Below are 22,573 nucleotides of genomic sequence, written 5' to 3' on the forward strand. Positions count from 1 at the left end.
ATGTTTCAGTTTGGTCAGGAAAAAGAAGACGTTCAGCGCGTGATCCAGCCGTTGTATTACCGTGCGTTTGCCTGTGACAGCTCGCGCTGCGGCTCGCTTTGCTGCCGTGAGAACTGGCACGTCGTCGTCGACGATGACACGCTTGCACGCTATCAAAATGCGGGCCGAAAACTCGGCGAGGAACTGCGTCGCGGCGTCGTGCGCGTGGGCGGGACTGGGATTTGGGCAATGCGCCATCAAAAAGGCGTCTGCACCTTCCTGCGTGCGGACGGGCTGTGCTCCCTGCATCGCCGCTTCGGCTCCGTTGCGCTGTCCGACGTCTGCGCTGAGTACCCGCGCAAGACACATGTCTTTGAGACGCAAGTCTTCCGAGGGCTTTGCATGACGTGTCCCGTTGCGGCGGAGACGGCGCTCCTTCCTAAGGAACCCATGCGCTTTGAGGAGGTGCAGGCGGAGCTTTCGCGTCCGAAGTATTACGAAAAGGGCGATGCTTCGCCGCTCGGCGAAACGACATTTTTTGCCGTCCGACGCATTGCGATTGCCCTTCTGCAGGAACGAAGCGCCTCGCTCAATCATCGTCTCGCAGCGCTCGGAATCCTGCTCAGCGAAGTCGAAACGCGTGCCCGGAAGGGAGGGACGGCGAGCCTTGAAGCGGATGGCGCAGCATTTGCTGCAGCAGCGCTGCGAGCCGTTCCCGCGCTTTTGGAAGATGCGCCGTTTGACGCGGCACAGGCCCTGCAGTTCTTCCGGCAGCTCATTCCGTACGTCACAGCAGCCTGCGAGGACACGCTTCCAGAGACGCGCGAGGCAATCGCGCATCTCACTGCGGCATTTGGCCATGGACATGCGGCCGAAGCGTTTTCGGATCGCTTGGCAAAGTATCGGGAGCACGTCCTTGCACCGTACGCGTACATGCTCGAAAATTACTTTGTCAATGCGTTCTATTTGGAGCGTTATCCGCTCATGGGCGGCACGAGCCTCATCCTCAACTATCAGGTTTTCGTCGTGCTCGCAAAGCTCACGGAGTTCCTCGTGCTCGCCGATGACCGGCTCATGGAAGAACCCGCGCAAGCAGCGGATGGGAGCGGGATTGCGCCCGTGCAGCAGGCGATCCTCGATGCGGCAAGGTGGATCTCGATCCATACGAATCATTCTACCGCATTTATCCATGCCCTTTATGCCTACATGAAAGAGCAGCAGGTCGATATTTCCTTCTTTGAAATGACGCTGTTTTGAACCGCCGTGAAAAGTGGGGTGGCGTAGGTGCGCATCTCACTTCTTGATGATCAGCGCCATGAAGACGAGGTCTTCCGTCTTGGATGGGTTTGCAATGCCATGCTTCTCGCCGTCGGGGCAGAACGTCGTCGCGCCTGCGCCGATGGATGCTTCTTTGCCGTTATCGTTATAGAGCGCCGTGCCGCTCAGGATGTGATACGTTTCCGTATTGCCTTTGTGCTCGTGGACGCCGATAGAAGTCTCTGGGGGCAGGATGACCTTTGCGAACATATCGCACTTGCCGTCCAGCTCAGCGGGCGTCAAGAGCTTGACGATCGTGATCGTCCCGTTTCCGCCTGCCTTGTTCGTTGCCTGGACGGGCGCTGCTTCGATGCATGCCATAAAAAATCTCTCCTTTTGTGCTTTCGCTTCAGTTGAAAATCGTGGTCGGCTTTGCTAAAATAAGCATATCATTCATTTCGTTGTTCATGCGGGGATTCCTTTTTTTCAAAGGAATTTGCGCTTTTTCTTTTTGGAGCTGCAATGGTTTACTTCTTGAAGTTCGGCGCGAGCTGGATCCTGCCTCCCGGCATTTTTATCCTGGCGTTTTTCGCCCTTTCCGTTTGGCTTTGGCGTCGCAAGGAAAAGCGGGCGGCTTCGATTCTCGCTGCCCTCACATTCGTCTTCTATCTGCTCTGTACGGGATTGGTCGCCGAATGGACGATGGGCGCGCTTGAGTCGTGCTACGCGCCGCCTGAAAAGCCGGAAGGCGATGTCATCATCATGCTCGGCGGCGGCGCTATGGCGGATTCTCCAGACGTGGACGGGAAAGGGGCGCTCTGCGCGAGCCCCGCCAATCGTCTTTTGACGGCTGTCCGGCTGCAGAGAAGGCTCGATGTGCCGATCCTTCTCTCAGGCGGTCAGGCCTACGAGGACACGGGCGCGGAGGCGAAGATCGCAAAGCGCATCCTTATGAGTCTTGGCGTGCCGGAGGAGAAGATCCTGACGGAGACCCATAGCATCAACACGAGCCAAAACGCGAAGTTCTCGGCTGAAATATTGCGCGAGCACGGGCTCGCGCATCCGATTCTCGTGACGAGTGCATTCCACATGAACCGTTCTGTCCTGAACTTTGAGAAACAGGGAATGGAAGTGCAGCCGTACCCTGCGGACTATCTCGTCTCCCACCACCCCGTCTTCCACTATACCAAGCTGCGCCCGCAGACGGAGGCGCTTCTCGATAATGTGACGGTTTTGCAGGAACGGCTGCGGACGGTTGTGACGAGGTATTTGGAATGACAAAGAACTTGGCGGAAGGCGAGCCGGCAAAGCTTATTTTCTTTTTCACGATCCCGCTGCTCGCCGGCAATATATTTCAGCAACTCTACGCACTCATCGATACGCTCCTTGTCGGGCGCTTCCTCGGTGTCGAGGCACTCGCTTCTGTCGGCTGCACGGGCGCGCTGATGTTTCTCGTGCTCGGCTTCATCATCGGCTTTACGACGGGGCTTACGATCCATACGGGGCAGCGGTTCGGCGCAGGAGACCGCGCGGGCGTTCGCCGCAGTGCGGCGGCGTGCGCCATGCTCTCGCTTCTCGTTTCCATCGTGCTTACGGCGCTCGGCCTCATCTCGTGCCGCGCGTTGCTCGTTCTCATGCAGACGCCGCCGGAGATTTTGGAGGGCGCGTATGACTTCATCCGCATCGTTTACGGAGGAATTTCGATGTTCGTGTTCTTCCAGACGCAGATGAATCTCATGCGCGCGCTCGGCAACAGCCGAACACCAACCTTGCTCATGGGAGCGGGCGTTACCATCAACATCGTCTTTGAGCTCATCGCGATTCCCCTCATGGGATGGGGGATCCCGGGCGCTGCGGCTGCGACCATCGCCTCGCAGTTCGTCGCGAACCTCATCGGGCTTGCCTATATTTGGAAACGGGTTCCCGACCTGCACACGAGACGAAGGGACTGGATCTTTTCGCGCCGCATTTGCTGGGAGCACCTGCGCATTGCGCTCCCGATGGGCTTCCAGTCTGCCGTCATCGCAGTCGGCGCCGTCATCCTGCAAGTCGCGTTGAACGGGTTCGGTCCGGCGGCAATCGCGGCTTTTTCCGCCTCGCAGAAAATCGAGTCGATTGCGATGATGCCGATGATGTCGTTCGGCATTGCCATGGCTGCATACACGGCGCAGAATTACGGTGCAGGGAAATTCCATCGTATCGCGGACGGCGTGAGAAAATGCGCGATGATGTCCGTCCTGTTCAGCGTCGCGGTCGCATTCGTCCTCATCACATTCGGGACTTCGCTCATGGCGCTCTTTGTCGGTGCAGGCGAGGCAGAAATCCTTGCCTACGGGCAGGAGTATCTCGTCATCAACGGCGTCTGCTACTGGATTTTATCGTTGCTTTTCGTCTTCCGCTATACACTTCAAGGGCTTGGGCAGAGCGTTGTGCCGACGATCGCGGGCATCATGGAGCTCGTCATGCGCGCCGCTGCTGCCATCGTCCTATGCGACTGGCTCGGCTACGTGGGTGCCTGCATGGCGAGTCCGATGGCGTGGATCGGTTCCTGTGTCCCGCTTGCGATCGCATACGTTTGGACGCGGCGCTCGCTCCTTGCAAAGAGCGAAATAAAATAATTTACTTTTTGTTCTTTTGATCTATTGACTTTTTGATTTTTTGTGGTATTATAATACTTGCAAGGGGAAAAGAGAGAGACCCCAAGCGAGAATATGAAAACCCAAGAAGCAGAAAGGGGATCGAGATTATGTTTGGTTTAGTTCCATTTGGCAGCAACAAAGGTCTTGCAAGGCGCGAGGATTCGTTCGATCGCCTCTTCGATATGTTCAATGAGCCGTTTTTTGCGGGCTTTAGTGGCGGAAGCTTCAAAGTCGACGTCAAGGACGGCGGGGATCATTACGAACTGACGGCCGACCTGCCGGGCATGACGAAGGAGGATGTCCATCTTTCTTATGAAAACGGCTACTTGACGATTGCCGCAGAAAAGAAAGCGGAAAACGATGAGAAGGACGACAAGGGTGGCTATCTGCGCCGCGAACGCAGTTACGGCAGCATGAGCAGGTCCTTCTACATCAGCGATATTGACGAGCAACGCGCCGATGCCGCATTCAAGGACGGCGTGCTGACGGTCAAGCTGCCAAAGTGTGAGCAGGCAAAGCCTGCAGGGCACGAGATTCATATCAATTAAGGCGTATCGCCGCCGTGGAAACGCGCGCAATACGTTCAAGCAACGGGAGCCGCATAAGTTTTATGCGGCTTTTGTCATGCAAAGGATGGGATCGCCTTGCTAAAACGTGCCTCATAAACAAGAATGGATTTTTGCAGTTATTCAGGAAAAGAAGTACGAGATTGCTTGCAAAACGAAAAAAACGTGATATGATAGAAACCAGTTATCATGACTTTTTTCACTTGCCGTGAATTGGAGGAGAAGGTTATGGCAGAACGGAAACGCATCGTTATTGTCGGAGCGGGTTTTGGCGGTGTCAAGCTTGCGAAGCTGTTTGCAAAGGAGAACGTCCAAGTTACGATTGTCGATCGGAATAATTTTCATTTATTTCAGCCACTTCTCTATCAAGTCTCGACAGCAGTTCTCGCGACGGACGAAATCGCCTATCCAATACGCTCGTTCTTTCGCGATCGGAAAAACGTCGATCTTTGCATGGCTAGGGCAGAGGGTGTCGATAAGAACCGCAAGGTGCTTTTGACGGATCAGGGCGAGATACCGTACGATTACCTCGTTCTTGCAGCAGGTGCGACGACGAATTTCTTCGGCATGAAAAACGTCGAAGCACATTCCTTCGGAATGAAGACCTTGCAGGAGGCCATTCAGATCCGAAACCACGTTTTGCACATGTTCGAACGGGCGAATATGTGCCCCCATGATGCGGAGGCGCAAAAGCGCATGATGACGTTCGTCGTCGTCGGCGGCGGCCCGACGGGCGTCGAAGAGTCCGGTGCCATCAGCGAGCTCATCGATGTCATGAAGAAGGAGTTCCACGATCTCGATTTCAATGGGATCCATGTAAAACTGATCGAGGCGATGGACTGTGTCCTGCCGATGGTTGCGCCGAACCTGCGCGAATATACGGTAAAGGTGCTCCAGAGAAAAGGCGTCGACGTCATGCTCAATACGCAGGTCGTCGACTACGACGGAAACGATCTGAAGCTCAAGGACGGGACGACGATCCCCACGAATACGGTCATTTGGGCAGCCGGCGTCAAAGCCGTTCCCTTTATCGCAACGTGCGGGGAGGCGGATCGTGCCGGACGTGTCATCGTCAACGAAAAACTGCAGATTGGCGATAGCGATTCGATCTTTGCGATCGGCGACTGTGCGAACTTCCAGCATGGGACAGAGCGACCGCTGCCGACCGTCGCGCCCGTCGCGACGCAGCAGGCACAGGTCGCCTACGAGAACATCATGCGGCTCATTCGCGGTGAGCGTGAGCTCAAGGACTTCCATTACAAAGACCTCGGATCGATGGCGACGATCGGACGCGGCGAGGCGGTCGTCGACAAGACGAGCATGAACCCGCAGCTTACGGGCTTCATCGCTTGGTGTGCATGGATGTTCGTCCACCTTCTCCGCCTTGCAGGCGCGCATGCGAACTTCACGGTCGCACTGAAGTGGACGTGGAATCTTTTCTCCGGCACGCGTCTCGGACGCATCATCACGAATACGAAAGCATGACTGTTTTTGGCAAAAGAATCGCCTCTTTCCGTTGGGAAAGGGGCGATTCTTGCATTGCCGCATCCGCGTCTTATAGCCTTGATCGCCGGCGAGCCGTCCCTTGTCCATCATCGTGGCGAACTTGTGCATGACGTCGTCGTTCCCGTGCTGGATCGAGCTCGTCATGACGGAGATCCTTGCGCGTAGCGTTTGAAGGAGGAGGGAAGCGCGGAGGAGCAGAGCACGGATGGATAAAGATTCTCGTTCATACATTCTTGACTTCTAAGCTTGCTATAGATAATATGATAAGAATATGATAAGCATGAAATTGGGACGTGCGAACGATTTTTGCAGCGAATGGGAGCGAATGGGAAGGAGCGCATAGACGAATGAAGCGATGGAAGTCGGCAGGCCTTTTATCCTGCCTGCTGATTGGAACGGGATTTTGGGCGAGTGCGTTTGCGGGAGCTGGAGAAGCGGCGACGCGAAGCGTGGTCGAGCCGCGCTATACGGTAGCGGGAAAAACCCTGCCGGGCGTTGCGATGGCAGAGGATAGGCCGGAACAGAAGGCGGAAGGAAATTGGATGAGCGTACAGCTCCGCTGGCCCGTCGTGCCTGGCGCCGTGCGCTACCAAGTCGTCTTGCTTCGCTCGGCAGCCGATACGAAGGATAATATCGCACTGACGCGCGACTGGATTTTTACGAACGGCGTGGATATCTCGCTGCTCAGCTTCGGTGACGAGGCGAGAAACTTTTACTGGAAGGTTTGCCCTTTGGACTACGACGGGCATCCGCTGCGTCCGTTTTCCGCACCTGAGGCCATTGCAGAGACGGGCATCGAAAATCCCGAGACGCCGACGCCGACGACCGAGTACGAAAAGATGGACTACATGCCCGTCTATCCCGTTTACTCATGGGTGCCGACACCGGGCGCGAAACATCATGAGGTCGAGGTGCGCCGCGAAACGGCAGCGGGACCTGTCGTCCTGCATCGCCTTGCGGCAGACGAGTACGACGTCTACGAGACGGCGGGATTCACGACGCCTGGCGACTACAGTTGGCGCGTGCGTGCCGTGACGGCTGTCGGCGCGCCCGTCACGGATTGGTCGGAGCCGAGCCGCTTCACTGTCACGGCGCCGACACCGATTGCGGCGCTTGGCGACAGCATTACGCATGGTGGGGGCGTCATGAGCATCCCGCCCGGCATGACGATATACGATTGGGAAACGTACTCCCCCGTACCCGTCAAGAATATCGGGTTCAGCGGCAATACGACAGCGGAAATGCTTGATCGGTTTGAGCGCGATGTCCTGCCGTTTTCGCCGCGCGTCCTTGTCATCATGGGCGGCGTCAACGATTACCGAGCCGGGACGTTCGGCTCGACGACGGTTGCAAATCTCGCGGCTATCCGCGACAAGTGCAATGCTTACGGCATCGTTCCCGTCTTCGTGACGCCGACGCCGATCAATCCGCATTTGATGGCCTCACGCGCGCAGATTGAGACGCCTCCTTCAGACTGGCAGATGCATCAGGCATACGTCAACCGCTGGATCATGAGCCAGCCGCATGCGATCGATGTCGCGTCTGCGCTTGCAGACGGACAGGGACTGCTGCGGGAGGACTACACGACGGACGGGCTGCACCCCGACTACTTCGGCAAGAAGTACATCGGCGAGCGAATCGGCGCGTACCTCATGCAGCACTTCCCGTGGATCGCAGAAGAGCGGCAGAAGAAATCGTAAACCTGCGGCAGAAAAATAAAAATATTCCTATAAGAAAAAAGCCCCATTGCATACGTGTGGGAATCCGGATAGAATAATAGCGATGGAATAGGAGCGAGGCTGCGGAGTAGGGGGATGCTGCATGAAATTCAAAAGGGGATTCATTGCCATGCTGGCCTTTCTGATCGCCGCACTCGGCCTGAGCGGCTACAGTTACCAGAGCGAACGGACACCGACGTATGCGCTCGCCGAGTTCATGGACGGCGTACGGAATCACGACGCGCAGAAGGTTGCGCGCTATGCAGACGTCGCGGGACTGACGGCATCGCTTTACGATGAAAGCACTGCGATACTCGCACGCGACATCGAGTCGTTGCATGCGGCATATCCGGATGACTGGTTCTTCCGCCATGATACGGCGTTTATGAAGGACTATATCGCAAGGCGCCGCGGCGATGACCTCGTCTTCATTCGCCGTGCGGAAGAACTCTACCTCGATACGGACATTGTGCCGATCAGCCGCATGGACGGCAATGCACGGTGGGTGGCAGATGAAGCGGAAGTCTTCGAAAAACACTACAATGTGCGCATCGATTCCGTCCGCCAAGAGGGCGATGCGGCGGATGCAACACTGACCGTAATGGGCGATGCGAGCGATTACGGCACGCTCCTTCCCAAACTCACGGTGAAGATCCGCCTCGAAGCACAGGAAGATGGGCATTATATGGTGAAGCGTGTGACGAACGTCGGAGAAGCATTTGCGCCTGTCGTAAAGGCAGTCGAAGACTATTGGACGATGAAGGGCTGGCAGTAAGCCGCTCGATGTGAAAAGAAGCATGAGCATAAAGGAGAAAGCGAAAGAAATGGAATTCCAGTTCGACCATAACAACCTCAACGTACTCGACCTTGCGCGCAGCTTGAAATTTTACGCGGACGCACTCGATCTCAAAGTCGATCATACGCTCGACGGCGAAGGATTCAAGCTCGTCTACCTGAAGAGCGGCGGAAGCACGCCGCATCTTTTGGAACTCACGTGGCTGGAAGACCGCAAGGAGCCGTACAACCTCGGCGACAATGAATTTCACCTCGCGCTCGTCGTCGACGACTTCGACGCGGCGCACGAGCGCCATAAGAAGATGGGCTGCATCTGCTATGAAAACCCTGCGATGGGCATCTATTTCATCCACGATCCCGATGGGTACTGGATTGAGATTCTGCCGAAAGATCGGGCGTAAGGAGAACATGGCGATTCGCGCATACCCGGCAAAAATGCTCCGCAAGACCTATGTCCGGCGGGGTATTTTTGATTCGGGAAGGGGATGCAGTGCTTGCATTTTTCCCGATAAACGGCGATAATATACATTAGCTTTATTTCGTTTGACTTGATGGGAGAATTTCGATGAAGCGAGTGTTCTTTCTTTTCTTGGCATTGCTGACCTTGCTCTTGCCGTTTCGGATGGCATCCGCAGCGGAGATCGCGTTTGGCGAGCGCACGGACGGCATGGCGGAAGTTACGGGCGTGCGTGTCGCGAGCGGCGCAGACAAGGTGCGCATCGTCGTCGATGCATCGAAGCCGGTCACGATCAAGCAGATGGCGCTCTCCTCACCGGAGCGCGTTGCCGTCGACATCGGAAATGCGTGGCTGTCGCCGAAGGTGAAGCGCGTCGTCGATACGGGCGGCAGATTCACGGGATCGCTTCGCATTGCGCAGTTCAATAAAAATACGGTTCGCATCGTCGTCGAGACGAAGGTCGGAAGGAACAATTATAAGGTTTTCACGCTGAAGGGAGGCCCCGTGCCAGGCCGCGTCGTACTCGATTTCGGCAATTTGAGCGAGGGAAGCGCGGGCCGTTCGATTGCGATCCCGGACGTGGGGGGCAGGCCCGCTGGGACACCAAAGCCAAAGCCGCAGCCGCATCCGCAAGCAAGACCTGAGGCGAAAAATCCCAAGGCGGATCCGCAGACGTCCCGCCCGCAGCACCCGGCGGCGAACACACCGGATGATACGGGGAAAGACCCGGATCCCGGCATCGCGGAAATCACGGGGCTCAAGGGGCGAAAGATCACGATCGATCCCGGCCATGGCGGAAGTGACAGCGGAGCGATCGGACCGACGGGCATCATGGAAAAGAGCATCGCGCTTCGCATTGCGAACGAGCTGCATCGCCTGCTCGTACAGGAAGGTGCGACGGTCTATATGACACGCACGGCGGATACGGAAGTCTCGCCGAAGGGCGCTGCTGCGACGGATATTGAGGAGCTGCAGGCGCGCTGTGATGTCGCAAATAAACACAATTCGGATATCTTCGTCTCGATTCACATGGATTCCTTTCCAGGCAGGGATGTGAAGGGAACGACAGGATACTACTACACGAATGGATCTGCTGCGTCACAGAAGCTCGCGGACTGCATACGGCAAGGCGTCGTCGATCAGATTCACACGCCAAGCCGCGGTACGAAGGGCGCAGGATTCTATGTCATCAAGCATACGGATATGCCGGCGACGCTCATTGAAGTCGCATTCGTCTCGAACCCGGAAGAAGAAAAGCTTCTCGACAGCGAGGAGGGGATCAAGAAAGCAGCACAGGGCATTGCGGACGGAATCGCCGATTATTTCGGCTGATGCGCTGATGCTATATGGAGAAAGGACGTAGCCATTTCGGCACGGGGCGAGATCCCGCCAAAAGGCACAAGGCAGGACGCTATGATCCCTGCCCGTGCAGCAGGAGGAGGAAATACAAGAACTATGCATGAAGAAGGACGAGGGCTAAGGTGAAAAAGTGCCTGAAACGAGGCGCAGCATGAAGCAGGCATACGGCTATATGGAGAAGGGGCAGCAGTTCTTTATCGTACTGCTGCCCATACTCATCACGCAGCTTTCGCTGATGGCGACAGGATTTTTCAATACCATCATGGCAGGGCAGATCAGCGAGCAGGACCTTGCTGGCGTCGCGGTCGGCGTCAATCTTTTCATGCCCTTTTTCGGTGCGGCTCTCGGCATCATATCGGGGCTGACGCCTGTCATCGCACAGCTCTACGGCGCAGGGCGGACGGATCAGGCTGCGTTTGTCGTCAAGCAGGGGTTTTACTGGGCGGCGGCACTCGCGGCGTCCTTCGTTCTTCTTGGCTATGCCGCCGTGCCGCTTATCCTGCCGCAGCTCGCCCTCGAACCGCGCGTTGCGGCAATCACGCGCGACTATTTGATGGCCGTGTCCGCTGGCATCCTTCCCGTGTTTCTCGCTGCTGTCCTGCGCAACTTCGTCGAAGCGCACGGCTATACGCGCCTGTCGATGGCGATCACGCTCGTGACCGTGCCCGTCAATATCGCATGTAATTACGTGCTCATGTACGGGCTTTTCGGCGTGCCCGCTTTTGGCGGTGCGGGCGCGGGCGTCGGCTCTGCCATTACGTTCACGCTGAGTTTTTTCCTTTACGCTGCTGCCGTGACGCATCTCGCACCGTTTCGCGAGTACGGCATCTTTCACCATCTTCCACGCCCACATGTTGCCGCATGGAAGAAGCAGCTCGGCATCGGCTTTCTGATCGGCGGCACGATGTTCTGCGAGCAGAGCATCTTCGGCGCAGTCGGTCTTTTGATGACGGCTTACGGCACGGTCGTCGTCGCAGCGCATCAGGCAGCGATGAACTTCACGACAGTGGTCTACATGATCCCGCTTTCGGCGAGCATGGCGCTGACGATCCTCGTCGGATTCGAGGTCGGAGCTGGGCGGCATGCCGATGCGCGCGACTACATCCGCCTTGGCCGTATTTTGACGTTTCTTTTTGAAGGCATGATCGCGCTCCTGCTCGTGCAGCATCGGGATGCAGTCGCCTCGCTCTACAGCGGGAGTGATTCCGTGCTTGCGATATTGCCGGCGTTTCTCGTCTTTGCCGTGTTCATGCAGTTTGCCGACAGCATCAACGCGCCGCTTCAGGGCGCGCTGCGTGGCTACAAGGACGTACATGTGACGTTTCTCCTTTCCGTCCTCTCGTACTGGATCATCGGCCTGCCGCTCGGCTGGACGGCAGCGCATTTCACGGATTTCGGCGCATACGGCTACTGGGTCGGGCTTATCGGCGGCGTATTCGTCGGCGCGATTTTCCTCGCCATTCGCCTTCGTATGGTGGAGCGACGCAATGCGTGAGGTGGAAAGCCTATTTTATATATATGTAAAACATTGACAAGGGCAAACGGACGATATATCATAGAGCGTATGAGTAAGGAGGGATTGTTTATGAAGTGGAAACGTACGGCAGTATTCGCGCTCGGCGTGCTCACCGCAGCGTCAGTCCTCGCCAGCGGCTGCGGCGGGCAGGAAGGGCAGAAGGAGATCCAGCTCGGTGCGACGTCCGGCCCGCATGCAGAGGTAGCGGAAGCCGTTGCGAAAGAAGCGGCGAACCAGGGGCTGAAGGTGAAGGTCGTCGAGTTTTCGGATTACGTGACGCCGGATCAGGCGCTTGCCGATGGCGATATTGATCTCAACAGTTATCAGCATGAGCCGTTTTTGGAAAATTTCAATGCGAAAAGCGGCGCGCATCTGACGTCGATCGGCACGACGATCCTCATGCGCATGGGGATTTACAGCGATAAGGTGCACGATGTGCAGGATGTACCGGACGGTGCGAAGGTCGCGATCCCGAACGATCCGACGAACGGCGGACGCGCGCTCATGCTGCTCGCGAAGGCAGGGCTCATCACGATTCCCGAGAATAATTTTAAGGTCACGGTGCAGGATATCCAGTCGAATCCGAAGCATCTGCAGTTCGTCGAGCTTGAGGCAGCGCAGCTTCCGCGAAGCCTTTCCGACGTCGACATTGCCGTCATCACGATGAACTACGTCATGAGCGGTGGATTGGATGTCGGGAAGCAGGGAATTTTCCTTGAAGACAAGACGGAGCCGCTGGCGGTCATGGTTCTCGCTGTACGCGAAAAGGACAAGGATAACGAGGCATATCAAAAGATCGCAAAAATATTCCATTCGGAGGCGGTCAAGAGATATATCGCTGATCACTACAAGGGCACGATCGTGCCGGCAGAGTAAGGAGTGCAAATCATGTCAAGCCTATCGAGCCGAACGAAGACGTTCACGGACTCCGTGATTCGCCGCATGACGCGCGTCTGCCTGAAGTACAATGCTGTCAATCTGAGCCAAGGATTTCCGGACTGGGAGCCGCCGAAGGCCGTCACGGACAGGCTTGCAAAAGTCGCACACTCCGGCCCGCATCAGTATGCGGTGACTTGGGGCGCGGCGAATTTCCGTCAGGCACTCGCCAAGAAACAGAAGCATTTTACCGGGCTTTCAGTGGATCCCGAACAGGAAATCGTCACGACGTGCGGCGGAACGGAGGCGATGATGGTTGCGGTCATGAGCGTCGCCGATCCCGGCGATAAAGTTGTGATTTTCTCACCGTTTTATGAGAACTACGGCGCAGACGCGATCCTCTGCGGCGCAGAGCCGATTTACGTGCCGCTCGTACCGCCGGCGTACGGCTTCGACCCCGACGCGCTCGAAGCGGCGTTCCGTCAGCGCCCGAAGGCGATGATCCTCTGCAATCCGTCGAATCCTTCGGGCAAGGTGTTCACGCGCAAGGAACTGCAAATGATTGCGGATCTTGCCGAACGATACGATGTGTGGGTCATCACCGATGAGGTCTACGAACATATCCTATACGATCCTTTCGAGATGGTCTACTTTTCGACGCTGCCGAAGATGCGCGAGCGCACGATCACGTGCGGCTCGCTCTCGAAGACGTACTCGATCACGGGATGGCGGCTCGGCTACGTCATCGCGCCGCCGCATGTCATCGAGGTCGCACGCAAGGTGCACGACTTCCTGACCGTCGGCGCGGCGGCGCCTTTGCAGGAAGCGGCCGTCACAGCACTTGAATTTGACGACAGCTACTACGCATGGCTCAAGGCACATTATACGAAGCGCCGCAATTTGCTCGTCGACGGGCTGCGGAGGATCGGTCTTTCGCATACCGAGCCGCAGGGCGCTTACTACATCATGGTCGATATTTCGGCATTCGGTTATGCGAGCGACACGGAATTCTGCGAGGCGCTCGCGGAATTTGTCGGAGTCGGCGCCGTGCCAGGCTCGGCCTTTTTCCATGAGCCGATCACGCATTACATGCGCCTGCATTTCGCGAAGAACGAGGCGACCTTGAACGACGCATTGACGCGGCTGTCGGATATCCGAAAGAAGATGCCGCACCGCAGAAATCCGCATTTGACATAAAATAGCATTTGTGCTATCCTATTTGTATCAGACAACTGTATAGCGATTTGGATTAGGTGTCGCAAGACTTCATAGAGAATCCGGATAAGCCGGAGCGGTCCCGCCACTGTATCAGCGAGCGACTTTGCAATATGTCACTGGGCTTTGCCTGGGAAGGCGCAAAGGAGCGATGAGCTGGAGCCAGGAGAACTGCCTGATCGACAATCACCGTTTGACCTGCGAGCGATGGGAAGGGGATTTGGATGCGTGTCCTAACGTATGTACCAAGTCTCGGCAGCAGCCGAGGCTTTTTTATACCACGCATTCAAAACGCTGCAGCGAGGGGGTTGCCGATTGTGATTTCCTGCTGCGGCGTTTTTGTTTTGACCCATCGTCAAAAGGTTTTCCCTTGCCGGTCGGCAAGGGAAGTTGCTCATACTTTTCTTCGGTATGGTTTGCAGTTGCGCTTGGGGTGGAAGCTGAGCGCGGAGGAATCGAAAGATTCCTCATTTTTTTTTGCATATAAATTCGGCAAACGAGCCGATCGTATGGAGATGGACGCTCTCATAGCGTGCAGCAAGACGAGAGCGCAGGCTGTATGCCGTATCGTACGGCGGTGTGAAGAACCCACGCCACGTGCAGAACGTCCGCACGAAAATGTCTGTTACGCTGCGCTCGCCGCGCACGTAGCAGGAGCCGGAAAAGATGCCGCCGGGCGCGAGAACGCGGCACATTTCATCAAGTGCGGCATCTTTGTGGGGGAAGGCGTGAAGGCCGTTGACGGTGAGAACGTGGTCGAATGTGCCGTCCCCGAATGGGAGCGCCCCGACATCGCCCTGCTGCAAGACGACATTCGACAGGTTCATCTCGCCTGCGAGCTTGCGTGCGACGTCAAGCATCTTGCCGGAGTAGTCGAGGCAGGTGATTTTGGCACGGGGCAGCGTTTGGTAGAGGGGCATCGTGAGCGAGCCCGTTCCGACGGGGACTTCGAGAAGCGATCCCGCGAAATCATGTGGAACACCTGCAAGAAGATGCGCCATGTAGCTGGCGTACTCTTCTTTTGAGAACTGCCATAGGAAGCGAAGTGCAAGGCAGCCAAACACACTCGTTCCCGTCATCATGCCATCGTAGTGTGCGGCATGTGTGCCGAGGTGCTCGTAGGCAGCATGGATCTCCGCTTTTCGATTCATTCGTGCAACACTCCTTTTCGGGAACGCTCTCATTTTAGCATTTCCATTTGGGATTGGCAAGAAATAGAGTGAACCTTTTGGAAAATATTCGAGAAATAATTTTATTACGAAAAAAAGGATTCTGTAACTTTAGAGCGAATAGAGCGAAGTAGTTAGGACTATGGCTTCGTGCCTGAATGGGGCAGAAAGGTAGGAAAAAGGTCTTATGACAGGGAAAAAGTACGAGTTCACGGATGCGTATTTGACAGGGATTCCCTCAATTGATGAAGAGCATGCCCGCCTGTTCGAGATCGCAAATGAGGTGTACGATCTTCTTGAGGACGAACTCGTTACGGACAAGTATGATCGAATCGTCGAGATGATCGACGAACTGCGCGCGTATACGAAGACGCATTTCGCTAACGAGGAAGCGTATATGGAACGCATTGGCTTTCCACATATATGGAGCGAGCGCCGTGCGCATCGCCTTTTCGTCAAGAAGCTTGAAGAGGTCGATATGGGCGCGATCGATAATAGCCAGGACGCTTACATTCTCGAGGTTCTTGATTTTCTTACAAAGTGGCTAACGGCGCATATCAAAGGTGCGGACCGGCGCATTGGCCTTGCGGAAGGAACGATTCGGACGGAGACGATGCCCCATGATTCGCAGCACGGAAATGGATAACGAGGGGGAGACTGTTGATGGAAGGCGAAATCGTTTGGCGCAAGAACCAATATATGCTTCAGTATTTTGCGGATGGAGATGAGCATCTCATCCCGATCCATGTCGGCGATACGGTGGAGGTCCTTCTGAACGACGCGTGGGTGAAGACGACAGTCGGCATGAGGATGGGAGAGCCTCATTTCATGGATATCAATTACGGTGATGGCATTGGCTGCATCGGCCGTATATTTGATACGGAACACAATCCATAAAGGCTTGTAGCAAAGCGGATTTATGCTATAATAGACTCGTATATTATCGTTTGCTGAAAGGAGTGCGTGTATATGTTGATGGGCCTTACCGTCCCGAAGCTGCTCTTGATTCTCGCGATTGGCCTTCTGATCTTTGGACCCGGCAAGCTGCCGCAGGTCGGCAAGTCGCTCGGCGAGAGCATCAAAGCATTTAAGTCGGGGGCAGCGGAAAAGCCGACGGAGGAAACGCATGTTGCCGCAGCGGAGACGAAGGACGCGAAATAAAACGGGATGGCCAGTATGGAGCAAAGACGCAAGGTGGTCGGGCACATACTGGTTTTTTACTGAGTAAAATGTGTGAATTTGGAATACGCAGCAGGAGGGTATTATGGAACTGCTCGACATACATACGCTGGCATTCTTGATTTTCTTCGGTTTTATGGCCGCCTTCGTCGATTCGGTCGTCGGCGGCGGCGGCCTCATTTCCGTCCCGGCGCTCATGTGGACGGGGCTTCCTCCCGTCACGGTGCTCGGCACGAATAAGGTGGCTGCTGTCATGGGCGCCCTGACGAGCTTCGTGACATTCCTGCGTTCGGGCAAGGTCGATGGCTGGCTCATACGGCGCCTCTTTCCATGTTCGCTCGTTGGCTCTGCCATCGGCGTCCTTGCCGTGCGCCTCGTGCCGCCTGAGATCCTGCGTCCGCTTGTCGTCGTCATGCTCCTTTTCGTACTCATCTACAGCATCGTCAAGAAGGAGTGGGGCAGGGATGCAACGTATGCGGGAATGAGCAGGCGTCTCCTCGTACTTTCCGTTCTCACGGCGTTCGGATTCGGCTTTTACGATGGATTCTTCGGCCCGGGGACTGGCTCCTTCCTGTTGTTCGCCTTTTTGGTGATTGGCTTTGATTTTATCGGTGCTGCTGCGAATGCGCGTGCGCTGAACTTCGCGAGCAACATCGCGGCAGCGATTCTCTTTTCCTATCTTGGCGAGGTGAATTTTTCCTACGCGATTCCCATGGGGATTTCCATGATTGTCGGCGCATGGTGCGGGGCGCGCGTGGCGCTTGCGAAAGGGGTCGGATACGTGCGGCCGCTCTTCATCATCATGACAGCGGTTCTCATTGGGAAACAGATCCTGGAACTCTTGAAATGAGATTTTAATCCCTTGCCAAAGAACATGATTCTTCGTATAATATAAGCGTAGGGTTCAGATTCCTTTACAAGGATAGTGGAAAAGCGCAATGGCTTTTTCGGGAAAGCGAGGGAAAACGCATGGGAGTTTCAGGGATTAGCGCGATTGGGCATCAGGCCATCGTCCCGCTGAACAGGGATGTCAACGCGCAGGGGCGGCAGGTTGCCGCACAGATCACGCAGAAGGCGGCATCGTACTCGAAGGTGTCGAACTTCGGGACTGAGACGAAGCTCGGCAAGGGACCATTCCAGCAGAACAACAAGACGATCGTGAGCATCGGCGAACATACGACAGCAAAGCTCATGGATCAGGCAAAGCAGGTCTATTCGACGTCGAATTTCGGCGATGAGACGAAGATCGGCACGAGCAAGTTCCAGCAGTCGAACCGGGAGAGCAACCAGCTTGGCGAACGCGCTACGGCGCACGCGATGCAGGAAGCCGCTGAACCGATCAAGCGCATCGCAAAAGAGGCGTATCAGACGGCACAGCAGATGAAGACCCCGGTTGGCAGCAATGTTGATTTTGCCGCGTGAGCGAGGCAGGCATCCCAATGCAGCAATGCATTGGGACTTTTTTGTCGGGCAATGAATTTTCTTCTGTAACGATTGTTACAGAAGAAACAGCAGCATTTTGTTATGCTTTGGAAGACGGCGGCGTGAGCAGCCGCCCGGCTATATGATGTACGATGCAGTAGGTATATATCAAAGGAGAGAACCAAAGGATGGAAAACAAGATGTTTTGCTTTCAGTGCCAGGAGACGGCGGGCGGCAAGGGCTGCACGCAGGTAGGCGTCTGCGGAAAGAAACCAGAGGTCGCTGCCATGCAGGATCTTTTGGTCTACGTGACGAAAGGGCTTTCCGCTGTGACGACGCGCCTTCGCGCTGAGGGAAAGTCCGTCAAAAAGGGGATCAACCACCTTGTGACGGAAAATCTTTTCATGACGATTACGAATGCGAACTTCGACTATGATGCGATCGCGGAGCACGTTTCGATCACGCTGCGCGCAAAGGGCGAGCTCATGGCGGCGCTTTCGAGCCGTGCCGACCTCCCGGCAGCGGCGCTTTGGAACGACGTGAAGGAGAACTACGATGCAAAGGCGGTTTCGGTCGGCGTGCTTTCGACAGAGAATGAGGATGTGCGCAGCCTGCGCGAGCTCACGACGTATGGGCTCAAAGGACTCGCAGCCTACGTCAAGCATGCAAATGCGCTCGGCGAGGACGATGAGGCAATCGACGCCTTTATCCAGCAGGCACTCGCGAAGCTCCTTGACAATACGATGACAGGGGAGGATCTTACGGCTCTCGTGCTTGAGACGGGCAAGTACGGCGTGGATGGCATGGCACTTCTCGACCATGCGAACACGACGGCTTACGGCGATCCCGAAATCACGGAAGTCGAGCTCGGCGTCCGCAAGAATCCGGGCATCTTGATCACGGGGCATGATCTCCACGACCTCGAAATGCTCCTTGAGCAGACGGAGGGCACAGGCGTCGACATCTACACGCACGGCGAGATGCTTCCGGCGCAGTACTATCCGAAGTTCAAGCAGTACAAGCACTTTGCAGGCAACTACGGAAACGCATGGTGGAAGCAGAAGGAAGAGTTCGAAGCGTTCCACGGGCCGATCCTCTTCACGACGAACTGCCTTGTCCCGCCGAAGGACAGCTACAAGGATCGCATCTTCACGACGGGTGCGACGGGCTTTTCAGGCTGCACGCATATCGAGCCGAAAAAGGACGGCACGAAGGACTTCTCCGCTGTTATTGCGATGGCAAAGAAGTGTGAGCCTCCGCAGGAGCTAGAGACGGGCAAGATCGTCGGCGGCTTCGCGCACAATCAGGTTCTCGCACTCGCGGACAAGGTCGTTGCAGCGGTCAAGAGCGGCGCAATCAAGAAGTTTGTCGTCATGGCAGGCTGCGATGGCCGCATGAAGAGCCGTGCATACTACGCGGAGTTCGCCAAGGCACTGCCGAAGGATACGGTCATCCTCACGGCAGGATGCGCGAAGTACAAGTACATCAAGCTCGGTCTCGGCGATATCGGCGGCATCCCACGTGTCCTCGATGCGGGCCAGTGCAACGACAGCTACAGCCTTGCGGTCATCGCGCTCAAACTCAAGGAGGTCTTCGGGCTCGACGACATCAACAAACTTCCGATCGTATTCAATATCGCATGGTATGAGCAGAAGGCGGTCATCGTCCTTCTTGCGCTCCTGCATCTCGGCGTCAAGAACATCCACTTAGGGCCGACGCTCCCCGCATTCCTCTCCCCGAATGTCGCAAAGGTACTTGTCGAAAACTTCGGCATCGGCACGATCTCTACCGTCGAGGATGACATCAAGACGATGATCGGCTGATTCGTTTGCACACTGCAAAACCATAAGGTTCAGCTCATACAAAAAGCTTCCCCATGCTTGCTTTTGGCACGTCGGGAAGCTTTTTTGGTGAAATGAAGGTCGGGATCTCTTACAGATTTTCGAGAATTCGAATTTCGTTTTTCATGAGGTATTTGCTGTGGGATGGGGAAATTCCGCTGATGAGCTGATCATAGGCAATTTGCATCGCGATCTGTCCCTGCCTCCGTGGATGCTGATAGATGGCGGCATCGATGATGCCGCTTTGCATGGCAGAGCGCACAGCGGGGGTGATGTCGAAGCTGACGACGGTGATGTCCTCCGTCCGTCCCATTTTGGCAAGGGCCTTGCAGACGCCGTGTGTCCCGCCGGATGTCGCGATGAAAAAAGCATTGATTTCGGGATGGGCGTCCAGTGACTGCAAGGTGTTTTCGTATGCCTGTATGTCATCGTCAAAATGCGTTGTGACATCCGTTAGCACGCAGTCCGGCTCGACGGAAAGGCGTGTACGGAACCCTTCGATCCGATGGATATGACCGAGTATACGGACACCGCTGTAGATGGCGACTGCGTGAACGGGTCCCGCATGAAGCTTGCGCAGAAGAGCCGCTGCTGTCCGCCCGCCTTCTGCGTAGTCGCTGCCGACGTAGACGTGAGGAAGGTTGGACGCCACGTCGTTGTTGAGCGCAATCACGAAAATTTCATTATGAATGCAGTCTTCGATGGTACGTATGACGTCCGGCTCGCTGATGGGGGTGATGATGATGGCGGATGCCCCAAGTTTGCGCAAGTCGGCAATGGCCGTGCATTGGTCCGCCGCACTGTACCCCGTCAGAAGCCGCCACTCTGTCCGCAGGCCGAAGCGTTCGTAATAGGCGGCGGTCTTTCGGAGTGCATCGATGACGGGAGAAAAGAATTGAATCTCGCTGGCAGAGATGATGATGCCGACAATCGGCCCTTGCTTCTGCGAAACGAGAGCACGGGCGGCTGGGTTCGGCCGATAGCCGAATTCGGCCATTGTTTTTAGGATGCGTGCTCGTTTTTCCTCCTTGACCTTGCCGCGGCCGTTTATGACGCGATCGACTGTGCCACGCGAGACACCGCAAAGTTCGGCGATCTGTTTTATCGTAATCATGCTAGCCTCCTATACGGTCTCATTATACCGATTTTCGAATGCGGTTGCAATTTCCTGTTTGGTGGCCTGTACGTTCCTCCAATTGCTGTCCACAGCCTATTATCTGTTCGAGCACATGATGGAAAACGATGAAGTTACATTGACAATTTGGATTTAATATGATAATCTATACAAGATATGTGCTCGAGCACATATTTGCCTACGAATTTTCCCGTTTTCCATCATCGGCCTATTCGGTTTGCTCGGTGTCCTGTTCGTCACGAGATGCATGCCAAAGAGAAAAGGGTGCACGCGGAAGGAGGCTGAGGCGCTGCCGTTGCGCTGCCGTACCGTGAAAGGGAGGGCTTCGTTCATGGACTTCAAACAAAATGTCACCGCAATTGAGAACGGCACGGCTGTTCTAGGAATTGAGTTCGGGTCGACGCGAATCAAGAGCGTGCTCATCAATGCCGAATATGAGACCATCGCTTCGGGAAGCTATGCATGGGAGAATGATCTGAGGGACGGCATTTGGACGTATGCACTTGAATCCGTTTGGGTAGGCGCTCAGGCTTGCTATGCACAGCTTGCGGCAGATGTGCGCAACCGATACCATGTTCCGCTTACGAGGCTTGGTGCCATCGGCATCAGCGCGATGATGCACGGCTACCTGCCGTTTGATCAGGCGGGCAAGCAGCTGGCGGAATTTCGCACATGGCGCAACAATATGACGGGGGCGGCAGCCGAGATACTGACGGATAAACTGCAGTTCAACATTCCGCAGCGTTGGAGCATCGCACACCTGTATCAAGCCGTGCTGAATGGGGAGGGCCACGTCAGGGATCTGGCATTTTTTACGACGCTTGCCGGGTACGTGCACTGGAAACTGTCCGGCGAAAAGGTGATTGGCATCGGGGATGCTTCCGGCATGTTTCCCGTGGATGAGAGGACGGGGACGTATGATGCGGGAATGCTTGCGGCATTTTCCCACCTGCCGGAGGTCATGGCATACACGTGGAACGTAAAAGATCTCTTGCCGCACGTCTTGCGTGCGGGAGAGTATGCCGGCGCGCTCACAAAGGAAGGAGCGCACCTGTTGGATCCAAGCGGCAGGCTTCTAGCAGGAACATGGATGGCACCGCCTGAAGGGGATGCGGGAACCGGCATGGTGAGCACGAATGCCGTGCGGAAATGTACGGGCAACATTTCGGTCGGCACATCGGCGTTTTCCATGCATGTGCTCGACAAGCCGCTGCGCCATGTGCATCGGGACATCGATCTGGTGACAACACCGGATGGCACGCCGGTTGCAATGGTGCATGCAAACAATTGCTCCTCTGACTTAAATGCATGGATCGGGCTGTTCGAGGATTTTGCGCTGTATCTTGGGCAACCGATTGAGCCGGACCAACTATACCGATTGCTCCTTGTCCATACGGCAAAAGGCGATCCTGATGCAGGCGGGCTCGTAAGCTACAACTGCCTTTCGGGCGAGAATATCACCAATGTGGAAAAAGGACGGCCGCTCTTTTTGCGGACGCCTCATAGCCGCATGAACCTGCCCAATTTCATGCTCGCCCAATTGTATGCCGCATTCGCTCCGCTGAAGATCGGCATGGACATCTTGGTGCGCGAGGAGGGAATCCGCACCGATGTGATGATCGCGCATGGCGGGCTGTTCCGAACGCCTGTCATCGCGCAGCAGGTCTTATCCAATTCGCTCAATATGCCGATCACGGTCATGGATACGGCGAGCGAGGGCGGGGCGTGGGGCATGGCAGTCCTAGCTTCCTATGCGCGGATGGATGGGGATGTGCCGTTGGCCGATTTTATGGATGCGCAAGTGTTCCGCCACGTGGAACGAACGACACTCGTCCCAGAGCCACTGGGCGTTGCGGGATGTGAACGGTTTATGGCACGCTACAAGGCGGCGCTGCAAGTGGAGCGGGAAGCGAGCATGCTGGCAGATGCAACAGAGGAATAGGA

At 55.9% G+C, this 22,573-nt stretch carries 22 protein-coding genes and 1 riboswitch; of the genes, 19 read left to right on the plus strand and 3 right to left on the minus strand.

What is annotated here, in order from left to right; all coding sequences use genetic code 11:
* Positions 1-1,236, plus strand: a complete 1,236-nt coding sequence (gene fliB / locus HMPREF1985_RS00095) for a flagellin lysine-N-methylase (protein WP_021770357.1) — start codon at positions 1-3, stop codon at positions 1,234-1,236.
* A 36-nt stretch (positions 1,237-1,272) separates the two neighbouring features.
* Here fliB and HMPREF1985_RS00100 read toward each other — a convergent pair whose 3' ends face one another.
* A complete protein-coding gene (locus HMPREF1985_RS00100; RefSeq protein WP_021770358.1) occupies positions 1,273-1,617 on the minus strand; it encodes a cupin domain-containing protein in 345 nt (114 codons plus the stop codon).
* A 141-nt stretch (positions 1,618-1,758) separates the two neighbouring features.
* Between HMPREF1985_RS00100 and HMPREF1985_RS00105 the strand changes: the two genes are divergently transcribed.
* The 11 genes from HMPREF1985_RS00105 to HMPREF1985_RS00155 all read left to right on the plus strand — a co-directional run bounded on the left by HMPREF1985_RS00105 (position 1,759) and on the right by HMPREF1985_RS00155 (position 13,865).
* Positions 1,759-2,514 carry a YdcF family protein gene (locus tag HMPREF1985_RS00105; RefSeq protein WP_021770359.1) on the plus strand — a complete coding sequence of 252 codons (756 nt, stop codon included), beginning with the start codon at positions 1,759-1,761 and terminating at the stop codon, positions 2,512-2,514.
* Positions 2,511-3,854 carry an MATE family efflux transporter gene (locus HMPREF1985_RS00110; protein WP_021770360.1) on the plus strand — a complete coding sequence of 448 codons (1,344 nt, stop codon included), beginning with the start codon at positions 2,511-2,513 and terminating at the stop codon, positions 3,852-3,854. The genes HMPREF1985_RS00105 and HMPREF1985_RS00110 overlap by 4 nt, the downstream gene beginning before the upstream one ends.
* Before the next feature lie 128 nt (positions 3,855-3,982).
* The gene (locus HMPREF1985_RS00115) at positions 3,983-4,423 is read left to right on the plus strand and encodes an Hsp20/alpha crystallin family protein (RefSeq protein WP_021770361.1); all 441 of its coding nucleotides are present in this window, start codon (positions 3,983-3,985) and stop codon (positions 4,421-4,423) included.
* A gap of 246 nt (positions 4,424-4,669) precedes the next feature.
* On the plus strand, positions 4,670-5,926 hold the full coding sequence (locus HMPREF1985_RS00120; protein ID WP_040636539.1) for an NAD(P)/FAD-dependent oxidoreductase: 1,257 nt from the start codon (positions 4,670-4,672) through the stop codon (positions 5,924-5,926).
* A 368-nt stretch (positions 5,927-6,294) separates the two neighbouring features.
* The gene (locus HMPREF1985_RS00125) at positions 6,295-7,647 is read left to right on the plus strand and encodes an SGNH/GDSL hydrolase family protein (protein WP_021770365.1); all 1,353 of its coding nucleotides are present in this window, start codon (positions 6,295-6,297) and stop codon (positions 7,645-7,647) included.
* Positions 7,648-7,768: 121 nt separating this feature from the next.
* Positions 7,769-8,440 carry a hypothetical protein gene (locus HMPREF1985_RS00130; RefSeq protein ID WP_021770366.1) on the plus strand — a complete coding sequence of 224 codons (672 nt, stop codon included), beginning with the start codon at positions 7,769-7,771 and terminating at the stop codon, positions 8,438-8,440.
* A gap of 49 nt (positions 8,441-8,489) precedes the next feature.
* The gene (locus HMPREF1985_RS00135; RefSeq protein ID WP_040636586.1) at positions 8,490-8,861 is read left to right on the plus strand and encodes a VOC family protein; all 372 of its coding nucleotides are present in this window, start codon (positions 8,490-8,492) and stop codon (positions 8,859-8,861) included.
* 164 nt (positions 8,862-9,025) lie between these two features.
* Positions 9,026-10,249 (plus strand): N-acetylmuramoyl-L-alanine amidase, encoded by a 1,224-nt coding sequence (locus tag HMPREF1985_RS00140; protein WP_021770368.1) that lies wholly within the window; start codon positions 9,026-9,028, stop codon positions 10,247-10,249.
* Between the two features lie 178 nt (positions 10,250-10,427).
* A complete protein-coding gene (locus HMPREF1985_RS00145) occupies positions 10,428-11,771 on the plus strand; it encodes an MATE family efflux transporter (RefSeq protein WP_021770370.1) in 1,344 nt (447 codons plus the stop codon).
* Positions 11,772-11,861: 90 nt separating this feature from the next.
* Entirely contained in the window at positions 11,862-12,668 is an 807-nt protein-coding gene (locus HMPREF1985_RS00150) for a MetQ/NlpA family ABC transporter substrate-binding protein (RefSeq protein ID WP_040636540.1), read from the plus strand.
* 12 nt (positions 12,669-12,680) lie between these two features.
* Positions 12,681-13,865 carry a pyridoxal phosphate-dependent aminotransferase gene (locus tag HMPREF1985_RS00155; RefSeq protein ID WP_040636541.1) on the plus strand — a complete coding sequence of 395 codons (1,185 nt, stop codon included), beginning with the start codon at positions 12,681-12,683 and terminating at the stop codon, positions 13,863-13,865.
* A 37-nt stretch (positions 13,866-13,902) separates the two neighbouring features.
* Positions 13,903-14,077, plus strand: a riboswitch (cobalamin riboswitch).
* A gap of 273 nt (positions 14,078-14,350) precedes the next feature.
* Here the strand turns inward: HMPREF1985_RS00155 and HMPREF1985_RS00160 are convergent.
* Complete coding sequence (locus HMPREF1985_RS00160; RefSeq protein WP_021770373.1) at positions 14,351-15,034, minus strand: class I SAM-dependent methyltransferase; 684 nt, start codon at positions 15,032-15,034, stop codon at positions 14,351-14,353.
* Positions 15,035-15,239: 205 nt separating this feature from the next.
* On the opposite strand from HMPREF1985_RS00160, the gene HMPREF1985_RS00165 reads away from it, so the two are divergent.
* From HMPREF1985_RS00165 to hcp, 6 genes are all read left to right on the plus strand, one after another.
* Entirely contained in the window at positions 15,240-15,698 is a 459-nt protein-coding gene (locus HMPREF1985_RS00165; RefSeq protein ID WP_021770374.1) for a bacteriohemerythrin, read from the plus strand.
* A 17-nt stretch (positions 15,699-15,715) separates the two neighbouring features.
* Positions 15,716-15,949: a DUF5348 domain-containing protein gene (locus HMPREF1985_RS00170; RefSeq protein ID WP_021770375.1), complete on the plus strand. Its 234-nt coding sequence runs from the start codon at positions 15,716-15,718 to the stop codon at positions 15,947-15,949.
* A gap of 72 nt (positions 15,950-16,021) precedes the next feature.
* Positions 16,022-16,213 (plus strand): twin-arginine translocase TatA/TatE family subunit, encoded by a 192-nt coding sequence (gene tatA / locus HMPREF1985_RS00175; RefSeq protein WP_021770376.1) that lies wholly within the window; start codon positions 16,022-16,024, stop codon positions 16,211-16,213.
* A 103-nt stretch (positions 16,214-16,316) separates the two neighbouring features.
* Complete coding sequence (locus HMPREF1985_RS00180) at positions 16,317-17,081, plus strand: sulfite exporter TauE/SafE family protein (protein WP_021770377.1); 765 nt, start codon at positions 16,317-16,319, stop codon at positions 17,079-17,081.
* Positions 17,082-17,200: 119 nt separating this feature from the next.
* Positions 17,201-17,653 carry a hypothetical protein gene (locus HMPREF1985_RS00185; RefSeq protein WP_021770378.1) on the plus strand — a complete coding sequence of 151 codons (453 nt, stop codon included), beginning with the start codon at positions 17,201-17,203 and terminating at the stop codon, positions 17,651-17,653.
* Positions 17,654-17,841: 188 nt separating this feature from the next.
* The gene (hcp, locus tag HMPREF1985_RS00190; protein WP_021770380.1) at positions 17,842-19,476 is read left to right on the plus strand and encodes a hydroxylamine reductase; all 1,635 of its coding nucleotides are present in this window, start codon (positions 17,842-17,844) and stop codon (positions 19,474-19,476) included.
* A 109-nt stretch (positions 19,477-19,585) separates the two neighbouring features.
* Here hcp and HMPREF1985_RS00195 read toward each other — a convergent pair whose 3' ends face one another.
* Positions 19,586-20,608, minus strand: a complete 1,023-nt coding sequence (locus tag HMPREF1985_RS00195) for a LacI family DNA-binding transcriptional regulator (RefSeq protein ID WP_021770381.1) — start codon at positions 20,606-20,608, stop codon at positions 19,586-19,588.
* A 352-nt stretch (positions 20,609-20,960) separates the two neighbouring features.
* On the opposite strand from HMPREF1985_RS00195, the gene HMPREF1985_RS00200 reads away from it, so the two are divergent.
* Entirely contained in the window at positions 20,961-22,571 is a 1,611-nt protein-coding gene (locus HMPREF1985_RS00200) for a xylulokinase (RefSeq protein ID WP_040636543.1), read from the plus strand.
* The last annotated feature ends 2 nt before the right edge of the window (positions 22,572-22,573 follow it).

The organism is Mitsuokella sp. oral taxon 131 str. W9106 (genome assembly GCF_000469545.1).
GTDB lineage: Bacteria > Bacillota > Negativicutes > Selenomonadales > Selenomonadaceae > AWVT01.